This window comes from Pseudomonas sp. R3-56, from assembly GCF_051132075.1.
Classification (GTDB): domain Bacteria; phylum Pseudomonadota; class Gammaproteobacteria; order Pseudomonadales; family Pseudomonadaceae; genus Aquipseudomonas.
Genome location: NZ_CP071657.1, coordinates 5,877,676 through 5,889,205, shown reverse-complemented (window position 1 = coordinate 5,889,205; position 11,530 = coordinate 5,877,676). Strand labels below are relative to the sequence as shown.

Sequence of the window (11,530 nt, the reverse complement as noted above, 5' to 3'; positions counted from 1 at the left end):
AACCCGGCTTTTGGCCGGGCGACCACACGAATTAAGGCACTTGCCACACTGGATCTGTGCCAAACAGGCAATGACCAAGGCTGCTCCGACGCCTATAATGCCGGCCTTTCGTTCCCTCTCGGCACCCTCGGAGCCCGCATGACCCAGGATCAACTCAAACAGGCCGTGGCCCAGGCCGCCGTCGACCTCATCCTCCCGAAGCTGGATGACAAGAGCATCGTCGGGGTCGGCACCGGCTCGACCGCCAATTGCTTCATCGACGCGCTGGCGCAGCACAAGGGTGCGTTCGATGGCGCGGTCGCCAGCTCCGAAGCCACCGCCGCGCGCCTCAAGGGCCACGGGATCCCGGTGTACGAGCTCAACACCGTGAGCGACCTGGAGTTCTACATCGACGGCGCCGATGAAAGCGATGCGCACCTGAACCTGATCAAGGGCGGTGGCGCTGCATTGACCCGCGAGAAGATTGTCGCGGCAGTCGCCAAGACCTTCATCTGCATCGCCGACGCCAGCAAGCTGGTGCCGGTACTCGGCGCCTTCCCGCTGCCGGTGGAAGTGATCCCCATGGCCCGCAGCCACGTCGCCCGTCAGTTGGTGAAACTGGGCGGCGATCCGGTGTATCGCGAAGGTGTGCTGACCGACAACGGCAACATCATTCTCGACGTCCACAACCTGCAGATCACCAACCCGGTGGAGCTGGAAAGCCAGATCAACGCGATTGTCGGCGTGGTCACCAACGGCTTGTTCGCCGCGCGTCCGGCGGATGTGCTGTTGCTGGGGACTGCTGAAGGGGTGAAGACGCTGCGGGCTGAATAACCCGGCGGATAGTTATTGGTTCACACCGGACCCTGTGGGAGCGAGCTTGCTCGCGATGGCGAAGGCACATTCGACATCCATGCAAGCTGACCCACCGCTATCGCGAGCAAGCTCGCTCCCACATGGGGTCTGTGCGAGCTTAAGGCTGCTGCTTCTTGAACACATAAAACAGATTCGGCTCACTCACCACATACAGGTTGCCATCGTCATCCATGGCCAGGCCTTCAGCCTGGGGGACGGTTTTCTGCAGGCCGTGGCGGCCCTTGCTCAACGACAGCGTGCTCAACGGACGGCCGTTGATATCCAGCTCGATGATCAACCGCGACTCGTCGGACAGCGCCATCAGGTGACCGCTGCGCTCATCGTATTGCAGGCTTGAAAGGTCGCGCACAAAGAGCCCGGCGTCACGCTTGGGATTGTTGACGACGTGCACCGCATAGGATTTTTCCAGGTTGTGGTGGGGAAACCCGTGGACCTCGTAGATCAGCATCGGGTCGCGCTCCTTCGCCACGAATAGTCGCTTGCCCAGGGAGTCGTAGGCCAGCCCTTCGAAACCCTTGTTGCTGCTCATGTGCACCCCGAGCGAGATCTGCTCGGCTTCGGTCGCGTCCAGGAACCGGGTGTCGTCGTCCAGATGGATCTTGATCAGCCGTTGTTGGCGCTCGTCGGTGATGACATAGATGTTCTCGCTGATGAATTCTACCGCTTCCGAATCACCAAACCCGACCAGGGCTATGCGCCGCAAGATTTTGCCGTCCAGCGACAGCTCGATCAGCTCGGAATTCTTGTTGGTCACGGTGAACAGGGTCTTGCGGATCGGATCGAAGGTCAGCGCCGAAACGTCATCGTCCAACCCTTCGATCACCTGCGCCTCAAGCGCGACCTGGTACTGATCCAGTGCGATTGCCTGCTCGTTGACGGGGTGCCACAGGCTGCTCATGTTGAACCAGGCGCGTTCGAACAGGCGCAGGTACTGGCCCGCCGTGATCAGGGTGATCAGCACGATGGCCAGCAACAGCAGGAACAGTGGCTTGGGACGGACAAGTCGACGCATGTAGGAGGGCTCGGATAAAAACAGGTGGTTGGAAATACCACGACTGCCTGAACTGAAGCTTAATGGCCGCGTGCCACATCCTACACGATGGTCGGAGTTGTCTTACGAAGTCGCGCTGTCAGTGCTGTTTTTCGAAACGGTAGAACAGGTTCGGTTCACTGACGATGTAGAGGGTGCCGGCTTCATCGACAGTGACGCCTTCGGCGCGAGGGATCGTGTCCTTCAGGCCGTTGAAGCCGCCGAGCAGGGTCATGAAACTGACCTGATCGCCTGCTTCGTCCAGTTCCAGCAATAAATGGGAGTCGGCCGATAGCACCAGCGTGTGGCCGGTGCGCGGGTCTACGGCCAGGGCGGACAGGTTGCGCAGGTCGAGTTCGTTGCTGACATGGATCTGCTTGTCGCCCTTGAGCAACTGGCTCCCGTCGCTTTTCCAGGTGAACAATGCCGGTGGGCGCTCTTCGCCAAGGATCAGCTGCTGATTCTTCGGATCCCAGACGATGGCTTCGAATCCCTTGTTCTGGTTCTTCGACGTACCCAGGTCATATTGGGGGAAGTCCTTGATGTTCAGCTCGCGGGTATTGGCATCAACCTGGACGATCGACAGCGTGTGCTTGCGTTCATCGGTGATGGCCAGCAGGCCGTTTTCCATGAACGCCACGCCTTCAGGGTTGCCCCAGCCCACCAGCGGCATCTTGCGCAATACGTCACCCTGCAGGTTCAGCTCCACCAGGAACGGATTTTTGCCCATCACCGCGAACAGGGTCTTGGTCTGCGGGCTATAGGTCAGGTCGGACGCTTCGTCGTCTTCCATTCCCGGGAGCGCCTTGGCGTCAATGACAGCGTGGTAATCAGGCAGCCAGATGCTTTCCCGACGCTCGGCCTGGCTCTGGAAGCGCTCCGACACCCAAAGCAGGCCCCGGTCGTCCCAATGCATGGCGAATGCCAGGCCATAAGCGCTGGCGCCCGCGATCAGCAGCCAGACATACCAGGGCAGGGCGAAGCGAGAGCGACGGGATGCTTTGGGGGTGGGCAGTGCTTGGGTCTTGGCCATCAGGGGACACGTTCCAGGGAATTCGGCTAGGGGCTGGCTGGCTCAGATGCCGCATTGCCCGGAATTATCCGGATGGCATGTGAAAAAAACGGTAAAAATACGGTCTTCAGGAAGCGCTGTATTTCTCATGTGGGAGCGGGCTTGCTCGCGAATGCGGTGTGCCAGACGACATTTATGTGTCGGATACATCGCATTCGCGAGCAAGCCCGCTCCCACATATGATCGGCAGCGTCACAAGACCGAGTTAACGAACACTGCTCTCGAAGCGGCTCGCGCCCGGCAGTTCCAGCACCAGCTCGTCACCGACGTTCAACGGCCCGACGCCGGCCGGCGTGCCGGTCAGGATCACGTCGCCGGCCTGCAGCGAGAAACAGCCGGCCATGTACTGGATCATCGGCACGATGGGGTTGAGCATCAGGCTGCTGTTGCCGTCCTGGCGCACTTCGCCATTGATGACCAGGCGAACGGGGATGTCGGTCAGGTCGGCGAAGGTGTCCTTCGAGACGAACGGGGCGATCACCGCCGCGCCGTCGAAAGACTTGGCGACTTCCCAGGGCAGTCCCTTGCCCTTGAGCTCGGCCTGCTTGTCCCGCAGGGTCAGGTCCAGGGCCGGAGCGAAGCCGGAGATCGCGTCCAGTACTTCCTCAGCGCTGGGCCGGGTGGACAGTGGCTTGCCGATCAGCACGGCGATTTCCGCCTCGTAATGCACCGACCCGCGGTCGGTGGGAATGCTGAAACCGCCTTCCAGCGGCACCACGCAGCTGCCTGGCTTGATGAACAGCAAGGGCTCGGTGGGCACCGGATTATCCAGTTCCTTTGCATGCTCGGCATAGTTGCGGCCAATGCACACCACTTTCCCGATCGGGAAATGAATACGCGTACCGTCGACATACTGGTGCTGATAGCTCATAACCGACTCCTGCCTTTGGATTTTCATCAGGTGTTTATAAGGGTCAAACCGCGAAGATCTTGCCCGGGTTCATGATGCCGTTGGGGTCGAAGACTGCCTTTACCGCTTTCATGTACTCGATCTCCACCGGCGAGCGACTGTAGGTCAGATAGTCGCGTTTGGTCATGCCCACGCCGTGCTCGGCGGAAATCGAGCCGTTGTACTTCTCGACGGTCTCGAACACCCATTTGTTCACCGTCGCGCATTTGGCGAAGAACTCATCCTTGCTCAGGTTTTCCGGCTTGAGGATGTTCAGGTGCAGGTTGCCGTCGCCGATGTGGCCGAACCATACGATTTCAAAGTCCGGGTAGTGTTCGCCGACAATTGCATCGATTTCCCGCAGGAATGCCGGAACCTTCGAGACGGTTACCGAGATGTCGTTCTTGTACGGCGTCCAGTGGGAGATGGTTTCGGAGATGTACTCGCGCAATTTCCACAGGTTCTGCAACTGGGTTTCGCTCTGGCTCATCACGCCGTCCAGCACCCAGCCTTGTTCGACGCAGTGCTCAAAGGTTTCCAGCGCGTGGTTGGCGACTTCTTCGGTGGTGGCCTCGAATTCCAGCAGGGCGTAGAACGGGCAGTCGGTCTCGAACGGCGCCGGCACGTCGCCGCGACCGAGGACCTTGGCCAGGGCCTTGTCGGAGAAAAACTCGAATGCGGTCAGGTCAAGTTTGCCCTGGAAGGCATGCAGCACCGGCATGATCGAATCGAAATCCGGCGTGCCGAGCACCATCGCGGTGAGGTTTTTCGGCGCCCGATCCAGGCGCATGGTGGCTTCGACCACGAAGCCAAGCGTGCCCTCGGCGCCGATGAACAGCTGGCGCAGATCGTAGCCGGTGGCGTTCTTGATCAGGTCCTTGTTCAGCTCCAGCACGTCGCCCTTGCCGGTGACGACTTTCATGCCCGCCACCCAATTACGCGTCATGCCGTAGCGAATGACTTTGATCCCGCCGGCATTGGTGCCGATATTGCCGCCAATCTGGCTGGAACCGGCCGAAGCAAAATCCACCGGATAGTACAGGCCATGTTCCTCGGCCTTGTTCTGCAGTTGTTCGGTGACCACGCCCGGCTGGCACACGGCGGTGCGGTCGGTCAGGTTCACGTCGAGAATCTGGTTCATGTAGTCGAAGGACACCACGACTTCGCCATTGGCCGCCACGGCCGCGGCGGACAGTCCGGTACGCCCGCCCGAGGGGACCAGCGCGACCTTGTGTGCATTGGCCCAGCGCACGATGGCCTGGACCTGTTCGATGGTCTTGGGAAAGACGATGGCCACCGGCGCCGGAGCGAAATGCTTGGTCCAATCCTTGCCGTAAGCATTCAGGGAGTCGGCATCGGTCAGGACCTTGCCAGGCTCAACCAGGGTCTTCAGCTCATCTATCACGGCAGGATTGGTCATCGACAGAACTCTCGAACAATTCATGGTCATCCTGAGAACGCTTCACGTCGCAGGAATGGGTGTTTGTGGGGGGCATATGCTAGCATACCGACCCCGCAGCGTAGTGCCCAACGGCTGTTCTGCGGCGACGGCTGTCATGCCGGTCGGGCCGGCCCAGGCTGCCCGATTCCCTGCCATTTTTCTCCGGGACACAGGTTTACGCAGATGAGCAAGACTTCTCTCGATAAGAGCAAGATCAAGTTCCTTCTTCTCGAAGGCGTCCACCAATCGGCTGTCGACGTCCTCAAGTCGGCGGGCTACACCAGCATCGAGTACATCACCAGTTCTCTGCCGGAAGCCCAGCTCAAGGAAAAGATCGCCGATGCTCACTTCATCGGTATCCGCTCCCGTACTCAACTGACCGAAGAGATCTTCGACCACGCCAAGAAACTGGTCGCGGTCGGCTGCTTCTGCATCGGCACCAACCAGGTTGACCTCAACGCGGCCCGTGAACGCGGTATCGCGGTGTTCAACGCGCCGTACTCCAACACCCGTTCCGTTGCCGAGCTGGTCCTGGCCGAGGCGATCCTGCTGCTGCGCGGCATCCCCGAGAAAAACGCTTCCTGCCACCGTGGCGGCTGGATCAAGAGCGCGGCCAACTCCTTCGAAATCCGGGGCAAGAAGCTGGGTATCGTCGGCTACGGCTCGATCGGCACCCAGTTGTCGGTACTCGCCGAAGGCCTTGGGATGCAGGTGTTCTTCTATGACACCGTGACCAAGCTGCCGCTGGGCAACGCCACCCAGGTCAACGACCTGCACGAATTGTTGGGCATGTCTGACATCGTCACCCTGCACGTACCGGAAACCCCGGCCACCCAGTGGATGATTGGCGAGAAGGAAATCCGTGCCATCAAGAAAGGCGGGATCCTGATCAACGCTGCGCGTGGCACCGTGGTCAAGCTCGACGCCCTGGCCGAAGCGATCAAGGACAAGCACCTGATCGGCGCTGCCATCGACGTGTTCCCGGTGGAGCCGCGCTCCAACGACGACATCTTCGAGAGCCCGCTGCGTGGCCTGGACAACGTGATCCTGACCCCGCATATCGGCGGGTCCACCGCTGAAGCCCAGGCCAACATCGGTCTGGAAGTGGCGGAGAAACTGGTCAAGTACAGCGACAACGGTACTTCGGTATCGTCGGTGAACTTCCCGGAAGTGGCCTTGCCCGCTCACCCTGGCAAGCACCGCCTGCTGCACATCCACGAGAACATCCCGGGTGTGATGAGCGAGATCAACAAGGTCTTCGCGGAAAACGGCATCAACATTTCCGGCCAGTTCCTGCAGACCAACGAGAAGGTCGGCTACGTCGTGATCGACGTCGATGCCGAATACTCCGACCTGGCGCAGGAGAAGCTGCAGCACATCAACGGCACCATTCGTTGCCGCGTGTTGTTCTAAGCAGGCTGGACTTGCAATAAAAAACGGGAGCCCCGCAGGGGGCTCCCGTTTTTTTATCTGGCACAACCTGGAAACCCTGTGGGAGCGAGCCTGCTCGCGAAGGCGCAATATCAGCCAATACAAATATGCTGACAGACCGCTTTCGCGAGCAGGCTCGCTCCCACAAGAGAAGCTGCGTTTTCAAGCCGGTGTTACTTCACATTCACTGTGATTTTCTCGGACACGATCGACGGGTCGAATGGCATATGGCCGCTGTCGCCCAGGATCAATTGCAAGGTGTGCTTGCCCGGGGCCAGTTTGATGGTGGCCTCGGTTTGTGCCTTGCCGAAGTGCATGTGGTGGGCGTCGGTCGGAATCGGCGCGCCTTCCTTCGGCACGTCGTCGACATCGATCAGCAAATGGTGATGGCCAGTGTTTTTGGTCACATCGCCCGCCGGAGCCAGGGCGATATCCTTGACGCCGAACTTGACCTTGAATTCCTGGCCGACGGTGGCGCCATCTTCCGGGGAAACGATGAACACTTCTGCACCCTTGGGGGCCGGGGTCGCCGCTGTTGCCAGCATCGAGGTGCCCAACAACAGGCCAGCCAACGCGGCACGAGACATAAAGCTTTTCATTTTTTTCTCCAGTTTTTCGATGAAATCCGCTGAGTCATGACAACTTCATGAACAATCGTTGTCGAAGCCTGCAACAACCATAGCAAAGCGAGCCTGAGACGAGCGTCGCTTGTATAAATTCTAGGAGTGACCATGCGTTTCCTGCCTGGCCTGATCTGCCTGCTACCCCTTTTGAGCCCTTTGGCCCATGCCGAATTGATCGACGATATCAACGACCGGGGCGAGTTGCGCATCGCTCTTGAGGCCAACGCGGCGCCCTTCAACTTCAAGGAAGACGGCAAACTCACCGGCTTCGAAGTGGAGCTGGGCGAAATGCTCGCGAGCGAACTCGATGTACGGGCCGATTTCGTTGTCACCGATGCGGAGGATTTGCTGGCCGGTGTGGAAACCGGCAAATACGACGTCGCCATCAATCACATAGCAATGACCCCGGAACTGGCGGATCGTTTCGATACCAGTACCCCCTACAGCCAACCCGATGCGCAGTTGCTGGCGAGCAAGGACGAGTCGCAACGTCCGCTGGTCATGGCACAGTCGTTCCAGGCGCAGGAAAAGAAAGGCCCGCCGCCCAGCCTGGTGATTCCATTCCAGAAGGACAACCCGGCGTTCAAGGCCAGCCTGGACAATGCCCTGGCGCGGATCAAGGAGGATGGGCGGCTGGAGCAGTTGTCGCAGAAGTGGTTGAAACGACCTGAGTGACAAATGGAATCAGCCGTGGCGAGGGAGCTTGCTCCCGCTGGGCTGCGAAGCAGTCCTAATCCGGATCAGGTGATTTCCCAGGCAGACCGCATCAGCCGCCTTGCGACGGCTGCGCCGTCGAGCGGGAGCAAGCTCCCTCGCCACGGGGGTAGCATTCATCCGCTCGATTGATCTGTCTTCAAGGCTTACGCCACACACTGGCCAACCAAGGCTGCTGTTCCCGTGGCAGCCCCGCTGGCCGGTAATAATGCTCCAGCTCCACAAAACCTGCCGCGCCCAGCAGCCTGCGCCAGGCGTCGAGGTCGTGGTAGGCGCCGAAGCGCTGGCCGTTCCAGCCTTCCTGGTTTTCGCCCCGTGGATTGGAGCTGAACAGGACGCCTCCAGCCTTTAGCGTGGCGTGCAGCTGCCTGAGCACGCGGGGCAGTTCCTGGACTGGAATATGAAACAGCACCGCGTTGGCAAAAATCCCATCAAAGCGTCCATCTGGCAGGTCGAGTTTCAGGAAGTCCTGTTGCCACACCTCGCACCCGCTGTCCTGGCGGGCCATCCGGGCGAATTCTTCGGAACCGTCCAGGCCGACCGCGACATGGCCCATGCCGGTGAACGTACGCAAATCCCGCCCCGGACCGCAGCCGAAGTCGAGAATATGAAACGGCGCCTGGCCCTGAATGTGGCGCAGCAACGCATCGATGTTCTGGCTGACATCATGATCGCGGGTGCCTTCGCGAAAATTCTCGGCCACGGCGTTGTAATGACCCAGGGTCGTGGCGGTGATGACGTGCAGGTCTTCGGCAGTGTGTTTCATGATCGCGGGCTTTGCTGGGGAGTGTTTGACGACTATACCGCAAGCCCGCCGGCCGCCAATCGCGAGCAGGCTCGCTCCTACAATGAGTCGCGCTTCAGCGTTTGTTCAGGCCGCGCGCCAGACGATCGCCCCCCAACTGGATCACCGCGACCAGCGCCACCAGCAGCACGATCACCGTGAGCATGATCTGGCTGTCGAACCGCTGGTAGCCATAACGGTAGGCGATGTCACCCAGGCCACCGGCGCCGATCGCCCCGGCCATGGCCGAGGAATTGATCATGGTCACCAACGTGATGGTAAAGCCGCCGACGATGCCTGGCAGCGCCTCCGGCAGCAATACGTGCCAGACGATATGCCAGCGCCGGCAACCCATGGCCTGCGCCGCTTCGATCAGGCCGTGGTCGACTTCCCGCAGGCTGACTTCGGCGATGCGGGCAAAAAACGGCGTCGCGGCGATAGTCAGCGGCACCACCGCAGCCCACACGCCGTAGGTCGTGCCGACAATCAGCCGAGTGAACGGAATCAGCGCCACCATCAGGATCAGGAACGGGATCGAGCGAAACAGGTTCACGAACGCGCCCAAGGCACGGTTCAGCGCCGGTGCCTCGTAAATGCCGCCCTTGCCGCTGGTGACCAGGATAACCGCCAGCGGAATGCCCGCCAGCAACGCGATCAATGACGACACACCGACCATGAGGAACGTGTCGATGAAGCCCTGCAATAAGCGATCAAGCCACATAACCCAGCACCTCCACCCGTTGCGCCCATGCACCTGCCCGCTGACGCAACTCCTCGGCGCCCAGTGAGGAGCCGCTCACGGCCAGCAGTAATTGCCCCAGCCCATGTCCCTGGATCCGTTCGATGCCGCCGTGCAACAGTCGCACCCGGCCACCGAGGGCGCCGAACAGGGCTGCGAGGTCCGGTTCGTCGCGGGCGGTACCGGTGAATTGCAGGCGCAGCACCGTGGCGGCGTCCGCCGAGGCCGGTTGCGGCTGCAAGCGGTTCTGCAGTTCTTCAGGCAGCGCGTGCTGCAACGGCGCCAGCAGCGTCCGGCTGACCTCATGTTGCGGGTTGCCGAAGACTTCCCAGACCGGCCCCTGCTCAACGATCCGCCCTTGTTCCAGCACCACTACCCGGTCGCAGACTGCGCGGATCACCGCCATCTCGTGGGTAATCAGCACGATCGTCAGGCCCAGCCGCTGGTTGATCTCCCGCAGCAGGCCGAGGATCGATTGAGTGGTCTCCGGATCCAGCGCCGAAGTGGCTTCGTCACACAGCAGGATCTGCGGATCGTGGACCAGCGCCCGGGCGATGCCGACCCGCTGCTTCTGCCCGCCTGAGAGTTGTGCCGGATAGGCCTTGTGCTTGCCATCCAGACCCACCAGTTCGAGCAGCTCGCGGACCTTGCGCTGGCGTTGCTCCTTGGGCACCCCGGCGACTTTCAGCGGCAGCTCGACGTTCTGCCAGACGGTCTTGGCCGACATCAGGTTGAAATGCTGGAAGATCATGCCGATGCGCCGGCGCAGCTCGACCAGGCGATCCTCATCGAACTCGCCGATATCCACCTGATCGATCAGCACCCGACCGCTGGTGGGTTGCTCGAGGCGGTTGATGGTACGGATCAGCGATGACTTGCCGGCGCCGCTGCGGCCGATGATGCCGAACACCTCGCCGCGCTGGATCGCCAGGTCGATGCCGTGCAGCGCGTTCACCGGTCCTTGGGCGCCCAGGTAGGTTTTGCCCAGTGCAACAAAACGCACGTGGGCCCGGTTGAGCTGTGGGTGCAGCTCGGTGCTTTCGGCGCTTCGGCGCGTGGGCGTTTGCTGTTCAAGCAAAGCGTTGACGGCATTCATATCAGCTTTCCCAGCCGGCTTGATAAAGCTTCCCATGAGCCTTGTCCAAGGCTGCGCGCACGGCCGGGGAGTGCTGATAGATATCGACGAACTTGATCAGCCGCGGGTCGCTTTTGCTCTTGGGCTGGATCACGAACTGGATGACGTATTCCTTGTGATCGAGGCCGTCGAACAGCAACGCGGACGTCGCGTCGAAGGTATTTGCCAGGCGGATATAGGCCGGATAACCCTGCACCAGATCGGCGTCTTCATAGGCGCGCACCAGTTGCACGGCTTCGACCTGCAGGATCTTGATCTTCTTCGGGTTGGCGACAATGTCGTCTTCGGTGGCCTTGTAGCCGACGCCCGGCTTGAGCTGGATCAGCCCGGCCTTGGCCAGCAGTTGCAAGCCGCGACCGCTGTTGATCGGGTCGTTGGCAATGGCGACGCTCGCGCCTTCGGGCAGCTCGTCGAAGCTTTTGTATTTTTTCGAGTAGAGGCCGACGTTGTTGATGATGCCCGGCGCGAACGGCACCAGGTCGAACCCAGCGGCGGCCTTGGCGTTTTCCAGGAAGGGAATGTGCTGGAAATAATTCACGTCAATGTCACCCGAAGCGAGGCTGACGTTAGGCGCGATCCAGTCACTGAATTCCACCAGCTCGACCTTCAGGCCTTGTTTGCCGGCCTCTTCGACAGCGGCCTCCAGAGGAATGGCGAAGGCGGCGGTGGTGCCGATTTTCAACGGGGCGTCGGCGGCGAACAGCGCTGAGCTGAACAGGCCGAGGGCCAGGGCCAGTGCTTTGACTGGCAGGGTCAGGAGTTGCTTGGTCATGTCGGTTGTTCCAGTCATTAATGAGTCATGTGCTTTTGTGGCGAG

At 60.6% G+C, this 11,530-nt stretch carries 12 protein-coding genes; 3 read left to right on the top strand and 9 right to left on the bottom strand.

Going from position 1 to position 11,530, the window contains the following annotated elements; all coding sequences use genetic code 11:
* Positions 1–138: 138 nt before the first annotated feature.
* Positions 139–813, top strand: coding sequence for a ribose-5-phosphate isomerase RpiA (gene rpiA / locus J3P96_RS26715; protein ID WP_030140525.1), 675 nt, complete (start codon positions 139–141; stop codon positions 811–813).
* A 139-nt stretch (positions 814–952) separates the two neighbouring features.
* Here the strand turns inward: rpiA and J3P96_RS26710 are convergent, their stop codons facing one another.
* From J3P96_RS26710 to J3P96_RS26695, 4 genes are all read right to left on the bottom strand, one after another.
* Positions 953–1,867 (bottom strand): SdiA-regulated domain-containing protein, encoded by a 915-nt coding sequence (locus tag J3P96_RS26710; RefSeq protein WP_434654173.1) that lies wholly within the window; start codon positions 1,865–1,867, stop codon positions 953–955.
* Positions 1,868–1,985: 118 nt separating this feature from the next.
* Positions 1,986–2,918, bottom strand: coding sequence for an SdiA-regulated domain-containing protein (locus J3P96_RS26705; RefSeq protein WP_434602489.1), 933 nt, complete (start codon positions 2,916–2,918; stop codon positions 1,986–1,988).
* Between the two features lie 244 nt (positions 2,919–3,162).
* Positions 3,163–3,828: a fumarylacetoacetate hydrolase family protein gene (locus J3P96_RS26700; RefSeq protein ID WP_305497557.1), complete on the bottom strand. Its 666-nt coding sequence runs from the start codon at positions 3,826–3,828 to the stop codon at positions 3,163–3,165.
* A gap of 43 nt (positions 3,829–3,871) precedes the next feature.
* A complete protein-coding gene (locus J3P96_RS26695; protein WP_434570389.1) occupies positions 3,872–5,266 on the bottom strand; it encodes an FAD-binding oxidoreductase in 1,395 nt (464 codons plus the stop codon).
* A gap of 204 nt (positions 5,267–5,470) precedes the next feature.
* On the opposite strand from J3P96_RS26695, the gene serA reads away from it, so the two are divergent.
* A complete protein-coding gene (gene serA / locus J3P96_RS26690; protein ID WP_039592617.1) occupies positions 5,471–6,700 on the top strand; it encodes a phosphoglycerate dehydrogenase in 1,230 nt (409 codons plus the stop codon).
* A gap of 191 nt (positions 6,701–6,891) precedes the next feature.
* Here serA and J3P96_RS26685 read toward each other — a convergent pair whose 3' ends face one another.
* Entirely contained in the window at positions 6,892–7,317 is a 426-nt protein-coding gene (locus tag J3P96_RS26685) for a DUF4399 domain-containing protein (protein ID WP_434654170.1), read from the bottom strand.
* Positions 7,318–7,449: 132 nt separating this feature from the next.
* On the opposite strand from J3P96_RS26685, the gene J3P96_RS26680 reads away from it, so the two are divergent.
* Complete coding sequence (locus tag J3P96_RS26680; protein WP_434654167.1) at positions 7,450–8,016, top strand: transporter substrate-binding domain-containing protein; 567 nt, start codon at positions 7,450–7,452, stop codon at positions 8,014–8,016.
* A 178-nt stretch (positions 8,017–8,194) separates the two neighbouring features.
* Here J3P96_RS26680 and J3P96_RS26675 read toward each other — a convergent pair whose 3' ends face one another.
* From J3P96_RS26675 to J3P96_RS26660, 4 genes are all read right to left on the bottom strand, one after another.
* Positions 8,195–8,821, bottom strand: coding sequence for a class I SAM-dependent methyltransferase (locus tag J3P96_RS26675; protein WP_434570385.1), 627 nt, complete (start codon positions 8,819–8,821; stop codon positions 8,195–8,197).
* Between the two features lie 94 nt (positions 8,822–8,915).
* Positions 8,916–9,560 (bottom strand): methionine ABC transporter permease, encoded by a 645-nt coding sequence (locus tag J3P96_RS26670; RefSeq protein ID WP_368556486.1) that lies wholly within the window; start codon positions 9,558–9,560, stop codon positions 8,916–8,918.
* Positions 9,550–10,674 carry a methionine ABC transporter ATP-binding protein gene (locus tag J3P96_RS26665; protein ID WP_434654163.1) on the bottom strand — a complete coding sequence of 375 codons (1,125 nt, stop codon included), beginning with the start codon at positions 10,672–10,674 and terminating at the stop codon, positions 9,550–9,552. The genes J3P96_RS26670 and J3P96_RS26665 overlap by 11 nt, the downstream gene beginning before the upstream one ends.
* Before the next feature lies 1 nt (position 10,675).
* Positions 10,676–11,485 (bottom strand): MetQ/NlpA family ABC transporter substrate-binding protein, encoded by an 810-nt coding sequence (locus tag J3P96_RS26660; RefSeq protein ID WP_434602491.1) that lies wholly within the window; start codon positions 11,483–11,485, stop codon positions 10,676–10,678.
* Positions 11,486–11,530: the final 45 nt, after the last annotated feature.